At 67.5% G+C, this 13,665-nt stretch carries 14 protein-coding genes; 12 read left to right on the top strand and 2 right to left on the bottom strand.

The window, feature by feature from the left end; translation table 11 throughout:
- Window positions 1–131 precede the first annotated feature (131 nt).
- Window positions 132–500 (top strand): helix-turn-helix domain-containing protein, encoded by a 369-nt coding sequence (locus OD750_RS16055; RefSeq protein WP_263541700.1) that lies wholly within the window; start codon window positions 132–134, stop codon window positions 498–500.
- Window positions 501–583: 83 nt separating this feature from the next.
- Here OD750_RS16055 and putA read toward each other — a convergent pair whose 3' ends face one another.
- Window positions 584–3,721: a bifunctional proline dehydrogenase/L-glutamate gamma-semialdehyde dehydrogenase PutA gene (gene putA, locus OD750_RS16050; RefSeq protein WP_263542109.1), complete on the bottom strand. Its 3,138-nt coding sequence runs from the start codon at window positions 3,719–3,721 to the stop codon at window positions 584–586.
- A gap of 546 nt (window positions 3,722–4,267) precedes the next feature.
- Here putA and coxB point away from each other — a divergent pair.
- From coxB to OD750_RS16025, 5 genes are read left to right on the top strand one after another with little or no spacing between them, the layout of a single operon-like run.
- The gene (coxB, locus tag OD750_RS16045; protein WP_425508236.1) at window positions 4,268–5,191 is read left to right on the top strand and encodes a cytochrome c oxidase subunit II; all 924 of its coding nucleotides are present in this window, start codon (window positions 4,268–4,270) and stop codon (window positions 5,189–5,191) included.
- A gap of 24 nt (window positions 5,192–5,215) precedes the next feature.
- Window positions 5,216–6,832: a cytochrome c oxidase subunit I gene (ctaD, locus tag OD750_RS16040; RefSeq protein ID WP_263541699.1), complete on the top strand. Its 1,617-nt coding sequence runs from the start codon at window positions 5,216–5,218 to the stop codon at window positions 6,830–6,832.
- A 46-nt stretch (window positions 6,833–6,878) separates the two neighbouring features.
- Complete coding sequence (locus OD750_RS16035; RefSeq protein WP_263541698.1) at window positions 6,879–7,010, top strand: hypothetical protein; 132 nt, start codon at window positions 6,879–6,881, stop codon at window positions 7,008–7,010.
- Entirely contained in the window at window positions 7,007–7,600 is a 594-nt protein-coding gene (locus OD750_RS16030; RefSeq protein ID WP_263541697.1) for a cytochrome c oxidase assembly protein, read from the top strand. Before OD750_RS16035 ends, OD750_RS16030 begins: the two co-directional genes overlap by 4 nt.
- 28 nt (window positions 7,601–7,628) lie before the next feature.
- On the top strand, window positions 7,629–8,501 hold the full coding sequence (locus tag OD750_RS16025) for a cytochrome c oxidase subunit 3 (protein ID WP_263541696.1): 873 nt from the start codon (window positions 7,629–7,631) through the stop codon (window positions 8,499–8,501).
- Between the two features lie 74 nt (window positions 8,502–8,575).
- On the opposite strand, the gene OD750_RS16020 is transcribed toward OD750_RS16025, so the two are convergent.
- Window positions 8,576–8,785: a twin transmembrane helix small protein gene (locus OD750_RS16020; RefSeq protein ID WP_263541695.1), complete on the bottom strand. Its 210-nt coding sequence runs from the start codon at window positions 8,783–8,785 to the stop codon at window positions 8,576–8,578.
- Window positions 8,786–8,860: 75 nt separating this feature from the next.
- Between OD750_RS16020 and OD750_RS16015 the strand changes: the two genes are divergently transcribed.
- The 6 genes from OD750_RS16015 (at window position 8,861) to OD750_RS15990 (ending at window position 13,659) form a co-directional block, all read left to right on the top strand.
- Window positions 8,861–9,598 carry an SURF1 family protein gene (locus OD750_RS16015; protein ID WP_263541694.1) on the top strand — a complete coding sequence of 246 codons (738 nt, stop codon included), beginning with the start codon at window positions 8,861–8,863 and terminating at the stop codon, window positions 9,596–9,598.
- Complete coding sequence (locus tag OD750_RS16010) at window positions 9,595–10,143, top strand: hypothetical protein (RefSeq protein ID WP_263541693.1); 549 nt, start codon at window positions 9,595–9,597, stop codon at window positions 10,141–10,143. The genes OD750_RS16015 and OD750_RS16010 overlap by 4 nt, the downstream gene beginning before the upstream one ends.
- Window positions 10,144–10,218: 75 nt before the next feature.
- A complete protein-coding gene (locus OD750_RS16005; RefSeq protein WP_263541692.1) occupies window positions 10,219–10,458 on the top strand; it encodes a hypothetical protein in 240 nt (79 codons plus the stop codon).
- A 75-nt stretch (window positions 10,459–10,533) separates the two neighbouring features.
- Complete coding sequence (locus tag OD750_RS16000) at window positions 10,534–11,529, top strand: COX15/CtaA family protein (protein WP_263541691.1); 996 nt, start codon at window positions 10,534–10,536, stop codon at window positions 11,527–11,529.
- A 221-nt stretch (window positions 11,530–11,750) separates the two neighbouring features.
- Window positions 11,751–12,644 carry a GGDEF domain-containing protein gene (locus OD750_RS15995; protein ID WP_263541690.1) on the top strand — a complete coding sequence of 298 codons (894 nt, stop codon included), beginning with the start codon at window positions 11,751–11,753 and terminating at the stop codon, window positions 12,642–12,644.
- A gap of 28 nt (window positions 12,645–12,672) precedes the next feature.
- On the top strand, window positions 12,673–13,659 hold the full coding sequence (locus OD750_RS15990; RefSeq protein ID WP_263541689.1) for a multidrug resistance efflux transporter family protein: 987 nt from the start codon (window positions 12,673–12,675) through the stop codon (window positions 13,657–13,659).
- The last annotated feature ends 6 nt before the right edge of the window (window positions 13,660–13,665 follow it).

Genomic DNA, 13,665 nt, shown 5'->3' with positions numbered 1-13,665 from the left:
GAATATGTTGGCATTTACGCCAATCGAAATTTGACTGACGCGCCGATTCGCGATGTAACAATCCTTGCCCCGCTGAAACACTTGTTACGACAACGTGTTTCGCGCCAATACCTGCGAGTTCGGTGCGCCGGATGGCAACGACGAGGCAAACAGGCCAGGATTTTGCGGATCGGCTCGACCAGGCGTTGACGCTGGCAGGCATTCCGCGCGGCCGTTCGCGCAACGGCAAGCTCGCGACGTTGTTCTACGTCAGTCGCGAAACCGCACGTCTGTGGCTCAAGGGGCGACTGCCGGCGTTGTCGAAGCTGCGGGAGGTGGCGCGGCGACTCGACGTTTCGCTCGACTGGCTCGCGACGGGGCGCGGACATCCGCGGCCGACCGGTGCCGGCGAGAGAAGCGGGTCGGCCGGCGATGCGGTCGAGGTCGAACTTTTCAATCTGATCCGGCTGATGTCGCAGAAGCGCAAGCGGGCGCTGCTCGCCTTGCTGGCGTCGGAATAGTCCGGCGCCGGTCGCGTCGGGCGTCCTACAGTCTTCTTGATGCGCGAGCGCGCCAGCACGAAGGCCGGCGCGCGGATGATGTCTTACTCGCCGAGCGTCAGCAGCGAGGCGTTGCCGCCGGCCGCCGTCGTGTTGATCGTCAGCGTGCGCTCGGTGACGAAGCGGGCAAGGTAATGCGGACCGCCGGCTTTCGGGCCGGTGCCGGACAGGCCTTCGCCGCCGAACGGCTGCACGCCGACGACCGCGCCGATCTGGTTGCGATTGACGTAGCAGTTGCCGACCTTCACGCCCTTGGCAATCTGTTCGATCGTCGTGTCGATGCGGCTGTGCACGCCGAGCGTCAGGCCGTAGCCGGTCGCGTTGATGTCGGCGATCACCTTGTCGAGATTGCTCGCCTTCCAGCGCAGCACGTGCAGCACCGGGCCGAACACCTCGCGCGGCAGCTGCGCCAGCGACGAGATCTCGTAGGCGCGCGGCGCGAAGAACGTGCCGTGGGAGGCGCTCGCGTCGAGCTTGGCGACCTTGATCGACCGGGCTTCGCGGTCCATGCGCGCGGCGTGGTCGTCGAGAATCTTCTTCGCGTCCTCGTCGATTACCGGGCCGATGTCGGTCGACAGCAGGCGCGGTTCGCCGACCGTCAACTCGTCCATCGCGCCGGCGAGCATCGCGATCACCTTGTCGGCGATGTCTTCCTGCACGAAGAGGATGCGCGCGCACGAACAGCGCTGGCCGGCCGAGTAGAACGCCGAGCTGACGGCGTCCTTGACCACCTGCTCGGGCAGCGACGACGAATCGGCGATCAGCGCGTTCTGGCCGCCGGTTTCGGCGATCAGAACCGCGATGGCCGCGTCGCGTGCGGCGAGCGCGCGATTGATCGCGCGAGCGGTCTCGGTCGAACCGGTGAAGACGACGCCGGCGATGCGCGAGTCCTTGCACAGCGCCGCGCCGACGGTCGCGCCGTCGCCGGGCAGGAACTGCAGCACGCCCGCCGGCACGCCGGCTTCGTGCAGGAACTGCGTCGCGCGGTAGGCGATGAGATTGGTCTGTTCGGCGGGCTTTGCGATCACGGCGTTGCCGGTGACGAGCGCGGCGACCACCTGGCCCATGAAGATCGCGAGCGGGAAGTTCCACGGACTGATCGCCGCGAACACGCCGCGGCCGTTGAGGAACAGCTGGTTCGATTCGCCGGTCGGGCCGGGCAGCGCTTCGGGATGCCCGAGCATCTTGCGCGCCTGCGCCGCGTAGTAGCGGCAGAAGTCGACCGCTTCGCGCACTTCGGCGATCGCGTCGGGAATCGTCTTGCCGGCTTCGCGCACGCATAGCGCGATCAGTTCGCCGCGATTGGCTTCGAGGAGGTCGGCGGTGTGCTCGAGGATCTTCGCGCGGCCGGCCGCCGGCAGGCGATCCCATTCGGGCTGCGCGGCCACGGCGTTGGCGAGCGCCTTGTCGACGAGCGCGGCGTCGGCCGGCTGCCACGTGCCGACGATGCGACGGCGATCGGCCGGGTCGGTCACATTGATCGTCGCGGCGCCGCTCTTGCCGCCCGGCACGAGCGGTACGGCGGTCCAGGCCTGTGCGGAGGCGGCGATCGCGTCGGCGAGCGCCTTGAGTTCGTTGTCGTTGCCGAGGTTGGCGCCCATGGAATTCTTCCGTTGTTCCCCGAACAGGCCGGCCGGCTGCGGAATGCGCGGATGCGGCTTCGTGGTGAAGTGGCGTACGACGTCGACCGGATCGGCGACGAGGTCGCGGATCGACAGGTTTTCATCGACGATGCGATTGACGAAACTGGTATTGGCGCCGTTTTCCAGAAGTCGGCGTACGAGATAGGGCAGCAAATCCTCGTGCGAGCCGACCGGCGCGTAGACGCGGCACGGCACGTTCATGTTGCGCTCGCCGATCACTTCGGCGTAGAGGTCGGCGCCCATGCCGTGCAGGCGCTGGAACTCGAACGGGCGGCCCTTGGCCATGTGGTGGATCGCCGCGATCGTATGCGCGTTGTGCGTCGCGAACGCGGGATAGAACAGATCGCCGTAGTCGAACAGGCGGCGCGCGCAGGCGAGGTACGACACGTCGGTGTTGGGCTTGCGCGTGTAGACGGGGTAGCCCTGATGGCCGCCTTCCTGCGCGCGCTTGACCTCGGAATCCCAGTACGCGCCCTTGACCAGGCGCACGCACCAGCGCTGGCCGTTCTTTTTCGCCTGTTCGGCCAGCCAGTCGATCACGAACGGCGCGCGCTTCTGGTACGCCTGCACGGCGAGGCCGAAACCCTGCCAGCCGGCGAGGGACGGATCGGCGTGCACGGCCGCGATGATGTCGAGCGAGATTTCCAGGCGTTCGGATTCTTCGGCGTCGACGGTGAGGCAGATGCCCTGCGCCTTGGCGAGCTGCGCCAGCTCCAGCAGCTTGGGTTTCAATTCCGCGTCGACGCGCGCCCGCTTGGCCACTTCGTAGCGCGGATGCAGCGCCGAGAGCTTGATCGAGATCGACGGCGCGTCGAGCACGTTCGCGAACGGCCCGCGCGCGCCGAGCGACTTGATCGCGTCGATGTACGCGCGGTGATAGCGCTCGCCGTCCGGCGTCGTCAGCGCGCCTTCGCCGAGCATGTCGTACGAATAGCGGTAGACGCGGTTTTCCTTTTCCTCGGCACGGTCGAGGGCTTCCTTGATCGTGCGGCCCATGACGAACTGGTGGCCCATGATGCGCATGGCCTGGCGCACCGCGAGGCGGATCACCGGCTCGCCGGCGCGGCCGACGAGGCGCTTCAACGCGCCCATGAAGTTGCGCTGCGTCTCGTCGGCGAGCGTGACGAGCTTGCCGGTCAGCATGAGGCCCCAGGTGCCGGCGTTGACGAGCACAGAGTCGCTCTTGCCGAGGTGCGATTCCCAGTTGGCGTCGCCGAGCTTGTCCGAGATGAGCTTGTCGGCCGTTTCCTTGTCGGGAATGCGCAGCAGCGCCTCGGCGACGCACATCAGCAAAACGCCTTCCTCGGACGACAGGTCGTATTCGCGCATGAACGATTCGACCGCCGACTTCTGGTCGGCCTTGGCGCGCACGCGTGCGACGATCTCGCTCGCGCGCGCGAGCACGAGGTCGCGCTCGGCCGGCGGCAGCGCCGCCTGCGCGACGAGTTCGTTGACGGCTTCGGTTTCGTCGCGGCAATAGGCGAGGGTCATGCGTGCCCGCGCGGCGTCCGGCGGCGCAGGCAGTTCGGGGCTCAGGATGTCGGTCACGAAAATTCTCGGTAGGGCGCGCCGCACAGGCCCGTTCGGCGACGCAGGGCCTTGTATTGTAGTTGTCCCGTCGCGACAGGGCCAAGCGCATGAGCGGGCCGCTTTGCCGCGTCTGCGGCGTATTGCCGCAGACGCTGCGCGGGCGCGCCGCCGGGTGCGACGATCGGCCCCGGCCTTCGCTCTTTGCGCGTCATTCCTTGCCCGTGCGCAAGCGACCCACTATCATTTCGCGGTTCTACGCCCGCCTGCCGGTCGCGTTCGGAGCTTTTCCGATTCGATCGTGCGGCGGTGCCGGTCACCGTATCCGCGAAACCCGAGCGCTGCGTGCCGCCGTCCAGGCCGGCGCGCGCCGAAGGTTCCGCCGCTGCGGCGCCTGGGCCCGAACCAGCCGGGGCCGGGCGGTCGATCCGGCGGCTGAAGGTTGCGAAAGCGGCGCGGCGGACGACGGGTGCGGAACGGGCGGCCTCAAGGCGCCGGCCGGGCTCGCGGATGCGGCGGCGACCAGGACGGAATGGGATGGCTTTAATGGTGATGGCAATGAAGTCTCTGCGAAATACGCGGAAGTCTCTGCACAAGATGGGGCGTGCCGTCGCGGCGGCCTCGCTGACGCTGTCGGCGGGCATGGCGATGGCGGCCGGCACCCTGCCGGACCGCTGGCAGCTCAATATGCATCCGGGCGTCACCGAGACGGCCCGCAACGCGTATCACATCCACATGCTGATGCTGTGGATCTGCGTCGTCATCGGCATCATCGTGTTCGGCGCGATGGCCTACGCGATGTTCAAGTTCAGAAAGTCCAAGGGCGCCGTCGCCGCGCAGTTCAGCCACAACACGGTGGCCGAGCTGATCTGGACGATCATCCCCATCGTCATCCTGATCGTATGCGCCTGGCCGGCGACGAAAATCCTCGTGCACACGGCCGACACGTCGAATCCGGAGCTGACGATCAAGGTCACCGGCTACCAGTGGAAGTGGCGTTACGAATACGTCGACTACCAGGGCAAGGCCACCGGCATCAACTTCATGTCCAAGCTCGACGGCGACAGCGACCGCACGCGCCAGCTCAAGTCCGGCCTCGACCCGCACGCGGTCAAGGTGGGCGAGGAGCAGACGTACCTGCTCAACGTCGACAAGCCGCTGGTGCTGCCGACCAACGCGAAGGTGCGCTTCGTCATCACCGCCGACGACGTGATCCACGCCTGGTGGGTGCCGGCGCTCGGCTGGAAGGTCGACGCGATCCCCGGAATCATCAACGACGCCTGGACGCTGATCGAGCAGCCGGGCACGTACCGCGGCCAGTGCGCCGAGTTGTGCGGCCAGGATCACGGCTTCATGCCGATCGTCGTGGAAGCCAAGCCCAAGGCGGAATTCGAGCAGTGGCTCGCCGGCCAGCAGGCCGCCAACGCCGCCCAGAACGCACCCGCTGCAGCGCAGGCGCCCGTCGCCGCGCCGCAGGGCTAACAGTTTGATCAGAGGTTGAAGCCCATGGCCACGCACGCCGCCGACGCTCACCACGACGACCACGATCACAAGCCGCAGGGCTTCTGGGATCGCTGGGTCTTCACGACCAACCACAAGGACATCGGTACGCTGTACCTGGTGTTCGCGTTCATCATGTTCTGCATCGGCGGCGCCATGTCCGGCGTGATCCGCGCCGAGCTGGCCCAGCCGGGCCTGCAGTTCGTGCAGCCCTACTTCTTCAACCAGATGACCACCGTGCACGCGCTGGTCATGATCTTCGGCGGCGTCATGCCGGCGTTCGTGGGTCTCGCCAACTGGATGGTGCCGCTGATGATCGGCGCGCCGGACATGGCGCTGCCGCGCATGAACAACTGGTCGTTCTGGATCATGCCGTTCGCGTTCACGGTGCTGCTGCTCACGCTGTTCCTGCCGGGCGGCGCGCCGGCCGGCGGCTGGACGCTGTATCCGCCGCTGTCGCTGCAGGGCGGCTCGTCGGTCGCGTTCGCGATCTTCGCGATCCACATGATGGGCATCAGCTCGATCATGGGCGCGATCAACATCATCGCGACGATCCTCAACATGCGCGCGCCGGGCATGGATCTGTTGCGCATGCCGCTGTTCGTGTGGACGTGGCTCATCACCGCGTTCCTGCTGATCGCGGTGATGCCGGTGCTCGCCGGCGCGGTCACGATGCTGCTGACCGACAAGTTCTTCGGCACGAGCTTCTTCAACGCGGCCGGCGGCGGCGACCCGGTGATGTTCCAGCACATCTTCTGGTTCTTCGGTCACCCCGAGGTCTACATCATGATCCTGCCGGCGTTCGGCATCGTGTCGGAAATCATCCCGACCTTCAGCCGCAAGCCGCTGTTCGGTTACCAGGCGATGGTCTACGCCACGGCGTCGATCGCGTTCCTGTCGTTCATCGTGTGGGCGCACCACATGTTCACGGTCGGCATGCCGCTCGGCGGCGAGCTGTTCTTCATGTACGCGACGATGATGATCGCGGTGCCGACCGGCGTGAAGGTGTTCAACTGGGTGTCGACGATGTGGAAGGGCTCGATGACGTTCGAGACCCCGATGCTGTGGGCGATCGCGTTCGTCATCCTGTTCACGATCGGCGGCTTCTCGGGCCTGATGCTCGCGATGGTGCCGGCCGACTTCCAGTACCACGACACCTACTTCGTCGTCGCGCACTTCCACTACGTGCTCGTGACCGGCGCGCTGTTCTCGATCATCGCCGCGGTGTACTTCTGGTGGCCGAAGTGGACCGGCAAGATGTACAGCGAGAAGTGGGGCAAGTTCCACTTCTGGTGGAGCACGTTCTTCGTCAACGTGCTGTTCTTCCCGCAGCACTTCCTCGGCCTCGCCGGCATGCCGCGCCGCATTCCCGACTACAACGTCGCGTTCGCGGACTGGAACCTCGTAAGCTCGATCGGCGCGTTCGGCATGCTCGCCTCGCCGATCATCATGTTCGCGGTGCTGTGGCACTCCAAGAAGCACGGCGCGCCGGCCACGACGCAGGTGTGGGAAGGCGCGCACGGTCTGGAATGGACCGTTCCGTCGCCGGCCCCGCACCACACGTTCACCGAGCCGCCGGTCATCCGCGCCTCGATGCTCGCGCACGGCGACGTGACGCACTGAGGAATGCGCGCGCCGCCCGCACCACGGGCGGCGCGACGAAACGACGATGAGCACCGAACCCGCCCGCTTCGATCCGAAAGACCGCCGCCCGGCCATCCGCCGCACGGTGTGGATCGCCGTGGGCGTGATCGCGGCGATCTACATCGGCTTCTTCATCCGCGCGGTGGTGCTGGCATGAGCGCGCACGACCAGCCCGAAACGATCGAAGCGCGAGGCTGGAGCCGGCGCGGGTGGAAAATCGCCGCGGGTTTCTTCCTGTTCGGCTTCGCGCTCGTGCCGATCTACAACATCGCGTGCGAGCACGTGCTCGGCATCAAGCTCGACAACGAAGCGGTGGCGAGCAGCAGCGTCGATGCGATGCAGGTTGACGAGTCGCGCCTGATCACCGTGCAGTTCGTCGCCAACACGAACTCGAAGCTGCCGTGGACGTTCGCCTCCGAGCTGACGCAGATCAAGGTGCATCCGGGCAAGCTGACCGAGACGTTCTTCAACGCGACGAACACGTCCGACCGCGACATCGTCGGCAATGCGGTGCCGAGCGTGGCGCCGAATTCGGCGTCGCTGTATTTCAACAAGACCGAGTGCTTCTGCTTCACCGAGCAGTTGCTCAAGGCCGGGGAGACGCGCCGCATGACGGTGCGGTTCGTCGTCGATCCGAAGCTGCCCAAAGACGTCAGCACCTTGACGCTCGCGTACACGTTCTACGAGAACGACGTCGCGACGAAGAAGCTGGCCGATTCCACACAGGTCGCCGCGCCGGCGCCCTGAGCCAAGACAAGTAACTGAGGTTTTGACGATGGCGACCGCACAAGGCAAGAACGTCTACTACGTACCGCACGGCAGCAAGTGGCCGGCCGTCGGCACGATCGGGCTGTTCACGACGATGATCGGCGCGGCCAACTGGCTCAACGAGCACAGCTGGGGCAAGCCGATGTTCTACGTCGGCGTCGCGGTCCTGCTCTACATGATGTGGGGCTGGTTCGGCGAAGTGATCCGCGAATCGATCAAGGGCATGTACAACCATCAGGTGGACACGTCGTTCCGTATGGGAATGATGTGGTTCATCTTCTCCGAGATCATGTTCTTCGCGGCGTTCTTCGGCGCGCTGTTCTACGCGCGCATGCTCTCGGTGCCGTGGCTCGGCGGCGAAGGCGACGGCGCGCTGACGAACTTCTACCTGTGGCAGGACTACGCGCCGGCGTGGCCGACGAACGGTCCGTCGGCGATCGGCGGCGCGTTCGAAACGATTCCGGCGTGGGGCATTCCGCTGCTGAACACGCTGATCCTGCTGACTTCGGGCGTCACGATCACGATCGCGCACCATGCGCTGCGCGCCGGTCATCGCAAGCAGCTGCTCGTGTTCCTGGGCCTCACCGTCGTGCTCGGCGCGATCTTCCTGTACTACCAGGCGCACGAATATATCGAGGCCTACCAGCACATGAACCTGACGCTCGGCTCGGGCGTGTACGGTTCGACGTTCTTCATGCTGACGGGCTTCCACGGCCTGCACGTCACGCTCGGCACGATCATGCTCGCGGTGATCTGGTTCCGCTGCCTCGCCGGCCACTTCGACAAGGACCACCACTTCGGCTTCGAAGCCGTCGCGTGGTACTGGCACTTCGTCGACGTCGTGTGGCTCGGCCTGTTCATGTTCGTGTACGTGCTGTAAGCGCACGCACACCGGCGGTACAACGAAAAAGCCGCGCAACCGCGCGGCTTTTTTGCTTTCGGTGCGGCGGGTGCTCAGCGGCCGAGGTCGTGCGGCTGTATCCAGCCCATCCAGGTCATGAACATGAACAGGAAGATCAATCCGAGCGACAGCGCGATGCGGCGCGTCAGCGCCTTCACGGTGCGATCGGTGGTCCCCTTGTCGACCATCATGTAGTACAGGCCCGCCCCGAGGTTGTAGAGAATCACGCACAGGAACAGGATGATGATGACTTTGCCGGCCATGATGGAGCGACCTCGGACACGCCAATTGCGCGTCGCCGATTATAGGCCTGCGCGCGATGGCGGGCCTGCGGCGTCATGACGCGGCGCTGGCACTCGCCGTCGTGGTTCGCCTGGCTGCTGCTCGCGGCCGGTCTCGCGCTGTTTCTGAACCTCGCGCGCTGGCAGCTCGGCCGCGCCGCCGAAAAAGAACAACTGCTGGCCTCGTTCGCCGCGGCTGCGGCGAGCGCGACCGTCGATCTCGCCGACCTTCCGGCCGACCTTGCGGCCGAAACCTACCCGCACGTGCGGGTGCGCGGCCGCTACGTCGCCGAGCGCTCGTACCTGCTCGACGAACAGACGCGCGAAGGCCGTGTCGGCCGCATGGCGATCGCCGTGTTCGAGCCGGCCGGCGGTTCGGGCCGCCTGCTCGTCAACCGTGGCTGGTTCGAGGCGCGGCCCGGCATGACGCCGGCGCCGCTGCCGCCGCTGCCGGACGGCGAAACCGTGCTGACCGGCATCTACGCGCCGCCGCCGGGCGGCGGCCTGCGCGTCGGCGGCAATGCGCTGGCGCAGCAGACGACGTGGCCGAAACTGACGCTATTCCTCGATCTCGACGCGATCCGCGCCGATCTCGGCGGTGCCGCCGTGCATCCGCGCCTGCTGCTGCTCGACCCCGACGCCGCGAGCGGCCTCGTGCGCGCATGGACGCCCGCCGTGATGCCGCCTGCGAAGCACCGCGGCTACGCGTTCCAGTGGTTCTCGTTCGCGCTGGCCGCGATCGTCATCTTCGTCGTGCTGCACTGGCGCAAAGAAAACAAGGAGCAAAATCCATGAATCCACAAAGCCGTAAGCGAGTGCAGCTCGTCGCCGTCGCGGGCGTGTTTCTCGCGCCGATGCTGATCGCGTTCGGGCTGCACCTGGCGAACTGGCAGCCGACGAACAAGCGCAACAACGGCACGCTGATCCAGCCGCCGCAGAGCGTCGCGGCGGACGCCGCGACGCTGCCCGACGGCGCCGCATACCACTGGGACGACACCGAATTTCGCTGGACGCTGGTCGTGATCGCCGGCCCGGACTGCGCGGCGGTGTGCGAGGGTCGCATCGCCGAGGCCGAGAAGATCTGGTCGCTGATGACGCAGAAGGCGACGCGCCTGCGCCTCGCGGCGATCGGCGTCGAGGCGACGCCGGCGCTGCGCGAAAAGTATCCGCGCATCGAATTCGTCAGGAGCGACTCGGCGCCGCTCGCGAAGCTGCGCCCGACGACGCCGGACAGCGCGACCGCCGCGATCGTCGACCCGGCGGGCCTCCTGATGCTGCGCTACGAGGCGGGCTACGATCCGGCGGGCGTGCGGCAGGATCTGTCGCGGCTGATACGCTGAGCGACCGGCCGCCAGCGTACAGACGGATTGGCGGCGAACGTTGCGACAATGGCGGACCTGCCTTGGATTGCCGCCATGCGTCTCGTCCGTTCGAGCAATTCGATCTTCTGGCTGGCGCTGCTGTTCGGCCTGATCGCCTGGGCGGCGCCCGGCGACCGGCTGGCGCTGCAGATGGCCGCCATCGGCGCATCGACCGCGGTCGCCGGGATCGCGCTTCGCCACGCCGACTCGCCGCGCCGGGCACCGCGGCATTTTGTCGCGCCGGCGCTCGCGCTCGGCGTAGCGCTCCTTGCGGCGCTGCGCCGTTTCTTCTGAGCCGAGCCGCGATCCCGCCGGTCGGCTAAAATCGCCGGCCCGGCGCCGCCGCATTGCGGCTGCGCCCGTTCCCCGATGGCCTGGTCGCTGCTCATGAAAATCTTCTCCGGCAAATCCGTCGCCTGGTTCGCCGTCGCGTTCGCGCTGCTCGTGGTCGTGTTCGGCGCGTTCGTACGCCTGTCCAACGCGGGCCTGTCGTGCCCCGACTGGCCCACGTGCTACGGCAAGGCCACCTGGCCGAAGCACGATCACGAGATCTCGGCCGCGAACGAGGCGTTTCCGGAGCGGCAGTTCGAATCGCACAAGGCGTGGCGCGAGCAGGTGCACCGCATCCTCGCCGGCGGCCTGATCCTGACGACGTTCGGCCTCACGTTCTGGGCGTGGCGCCGCGACCGGCGCATCGCCGCGGTGATGACGGCCGCGTCGGTGCTGATCGTGTTCCAGGCGCTGCTCGGCATGTGGACGGTCACCTGGAAGCTCAAACCGATCGTCGTGATGGCGCACCTCGTCGGCGGCCTGTCGACGTTCTGCCTGCTGGTCTACGCCGCGCTGCGCCTGACGCTCGCGCCGGGCGGGCGCGTCGACACCGATCCGCTGCGCCGCATGGCGATCGTCGGCATCGCGCTCGTCGCGCTGCAGATCGCGCTCGGCGGCTGGACCAGCGCGAACTACGCCGCGCTCGCCTGCGGCACCGATTTTCCGACGTGCCTGGGCCAGTGGTGGCCGCCGACCGATTTCCGCGAGGCGTTCGTGCTGTGGCGCGGCATCGGCGTGAACTACGAAGGCGGCGTGCTCGACGCCGACGCGCGCACCGCGATCCAGCTCGTGCACCGCATCGGCGCGATCGTCGTCGCGGGGCACCTGATCGGCGTCGCCGTCGTCGCGCTGCGCCGGCGCTTCGGCGCCTGGGGCATCGCGATCCTCGCCGCGCTCGGCGTGCAGATCGCGCTCGGCGTCAGCAACGTGCACTTCGGCCTGCCGCTGCCGGTAGCGACGGCCCACAGCGCCGGCGCTTCGGTACTGCTGTTCGTGCTGTTCGCGTTCGTCGTGCGGTTGCGCCGCGCGGCCTAGTGGCCTGTAGCCGGCAAATCGGAAGAGGGATCGCGAAGGACTGGTCGTGCGGGACGCCGTTGCGGAGCGAAGCCCATAGCACAAGCTATTGGCTGAGTGAGCAGCAAGTACTGCGCGGCCAGGAAGAGCGAGCGACTTTCGATTTGTCGGTTACGGGCCACTAGGCGCCGACGCGCCCAAGGTCGTCTGGCGGGCGGCGCGGTTGCCGCTACACTCGCGCCATGGGTCCGCGCACGAACAATACGACGCAGCGCCGCAGTACGCGGCCGCCCGGCGATCGCGCCGAGGGTGCGGCGTCCGCGTGCCTCGTCGTCATCCACGGCCAGGATCTGGGCCATCGCGTCGAACTCGACGGCCGGCCGCTCGTGATCGGCCGTTCGCCCGACGTGGAGTTGACGATCGACCATCGCAGCATCTCGCGGCGGCACTGCCGCATCTGGCGCGACGACGACGGCTATCGCATCCGCGACCTCGATTCGACCAACAAGACGTTCGTCAACGAAGCGCCGATCGTCGAGGCGCAACTGCACGACGGCGATCACATCGGCGTCGGCGACAGCGTGCTCAAGTTCATGGAGCGCGGTTCGATCGAGGCGCGCTATCACGAGGAGCTGTACCAGCTCGCGACGTCCGATCCGCTGACCGGCCTGTACAACCGGCGCCAGTTCCAGGAGCTCGTCGAGAAGGAAATCCTGCGCGCGACGCGGCACGCGCGGCCGTTGACGCTTGCGCTGGTCGACATCGACCACTTCAAGGCGATCAACGACCGGCACGGCCATCCCGCCGGCGACAGCGTGATCCGCGGCATCGCGCAGATCCTGAAGCAGAATGCGCGCGCCGAACAGCTGATCGCGCGCATCGGCGGCGAGGAGTTCGCGATTCTGTACGCCGAACAGTCGCTCGACGACGCGCTCGCCGCGGCCGAACGCCTGCGCGCGCTCGTCCAGGCGCAGCCGTTCGATCTCGGCGGCGAGCGCCTGCGCGTATGCGTCAGCATCGGCGTGGCGCAATGGCGCGCCGGCAGCCTGTCCGAGCTGATGCGCGCCGCCGACGCGCAGCTCTACCGCGCCAAGCGCGAAGGCCGCGACCGCGTCTGCGCCGAAGATAAACCGTGAGTCCGACCTGCGAACCCGAAGAGCGTCCATGCGCCGTCACGCCCCGCTCGCGGTAGCCATCGCGCTGGCTTCGGCACTGTTCTTCACCGCGACCTACGTGCTCAACCGCGCGACGGCGGTCGGCGGCGGACACTGGGCCTGGACCGCGGCGCTGCGCTATTTCCTGACCTTGCCGATGCTCGCGCTCGTGCTGCGCTGGCAGGGCGGTTTCGCGCCGGTGTGGCGCGCGCTGCGCGCGCATCCCGTCGCGTGGCTCGTGTGGAGCGGCATCGGCTTTACCGCGTTCTGCGTGTGCCTGACCTGGGCGGCGGCGAGCGGTCCGTCGTGGCTGATCGCCGGCACGTTCCAGCTCACGGTGATTGCCGGCATGCTGATGGCGCCCCTGATCTACCGCGACGCGCGCGCGCGGCTGCCCAAGCGCTCGCTGGGGCTGGGCGTCGTCATCGTCGGCGGCGTCGTGCTGATGCAGTGGGGCCATGCAAAAGGCGGTTTCGATGCGACCGCGTGGTGGGCGTTCGCGTCCGTTACCGTCTCGGCGTTCCTGTATCCGCTCGGCAACCGCAAGATCCTTCTGCACCTGGAGCGTACCGGCGAGTCGCTCAACGCGACGCAGCGCGTGTTCGGCATGACGCTCGCGAGCCAGCCGTTCTGGATACTGGTGGCGCTATACGGTTTCGCCGACGCGGGCTGGCCGAGCGGCGGCCAAGCGCTGCTCGCCGCCGGCGTCGCGCTGTCGGCCGGCACGATCGCGACGGTGCTGTTCTTCCACGCGACCGGCATGGTCAGGAACGACGCGACGGCGCTGGGCGCGGTCGAGGCGATGCAGGCCGCGGAAATCCTGTTCTCGACGGTGCTCGGCGTGTGGTTTCTCGCCGAGGCGTGGCCGCACGGCTGGGCCGCGGTCGGCGCCGCCGTCGTCATGCTCGGCATCGTGGGGCTGTCGCTCGTCGTCGCGGCCGACTCGGCCGGCAACGAGCGCCGCACGCAGGCGCTCGAAAGCGATCGCGGCGCATGACGCCGG

The sequence above is a fragment of the Tahibacter soli genome, from assembly GCF_025717065.2.
GTDB lineage: Bacteria > Pseudomonadota > Gammaproteobacteria > Xanthomonadales > Rhodanobacteraceae > Tahibacter > Tahibacter soli.
The sequence above is the reverse complement of the archived record's forward strand: the minus strand, read 5'-3'. Positions and strand labels throughout refer to the sequence as shown.

What these genes read in the sequence shown, in the direction of transcription:
- OD750_RS16055 (WP_263541700.1), top strand. Translation starts at nt 132, where the DNA reads ATGGCAACGACGAGGCAAACAGGCCAGGATTTTGCGGATCGGCTCGAC.
- coxB (WP_425508236.1), top strand. Translation starts at nt 4,268, where the DNA reads ATGAAGTCTCTGCGAAATACGCGGAAGTCTCTGCACAAGATGGGGCGT.
- ctaD (WP_263541699.1), top strand. Translation starts at nt 5,216, where the DNA reads ATGGCCACGCACGCCGCCGACGCTCACCACGACGACCACGATCACAAG.
- OD750_RS16035 (WP_263541698.1), top strand. Translation starts at nt 6,879, where the DNA reads ATGAGCACCGAACCCGCCCGCTTCGATCCGAAAGACCGCCGCCCGGCC.
- OD750_RS16030 (WP_263541697.1), top strand. Translation starts at nt 7,007, where the DNA reads ATGAGCGCGCACGACCAGCCCGAAACGATCGAAGCGCGAGGCTGGAGC.
- OD750_RS16025 (WP_263541696.1), top strand. Translation starts at nt 7,629, where the DNA reads ATGGCGACCGCACAAGGCAAGAACGTCTACTACGTACCGCACGGCAGC.
- OD750_RS16020 (WP_263541695.1), bottom strand. Translation starts at nt 8,785, where the DNA reads ATGGCCGGCAAAGTCATCATCATCCTGTTCCTGTGCGTGATTCTCTAC.
- OD750_RS16015 (WP_263541694.1), top strand. Translation starts at nt 8,861, where the DNA reads ATGACGCGGCGCTGGCACTCGCCGTCGTGGTTCGCCTGGCTGCTGCTC.
- OD750_RS16010 (WP_263541693.1), top strand. Translation starts at nt 9,595, where the DNA reads ATGAATCCACAAAGCCGTAAGCGAGTGCAGCTCGTCGCCGTCGCGGGC.
- OD750_RS16005 (WP_263541692.1), top strand. Translation starts at nt 10,219, where the DNA reads ATGCGTCTCGTCCGTTCGAGCAATTCGATCTTCTGGCTGGCGCTGCTG.
- OD750_RS16000 (WP_263541691.1), top strand. Translation starts at nt 10,534, where the DNA reads ATGGCCTGGTCGCTGCTCATGAAAATCTTCTCCGGCAAATCCGTCGCC.
- OD750_RS15995 (WP_263541690.1), top strand. Translation starts at nt 11,751, where the DNA reads ATGGGTCCGCGCACGAACAATACGACGCAGCGCCGCAGTACGCGGCCG.
- OD750_RS15990 (WP_263541689.1), top strand. Translation starts at nt 12,673, where the DNA reads ATGCGCCGTCACGCCCCGCTCGCGGTAGCCATCGCGCTGGCTTCGGCA.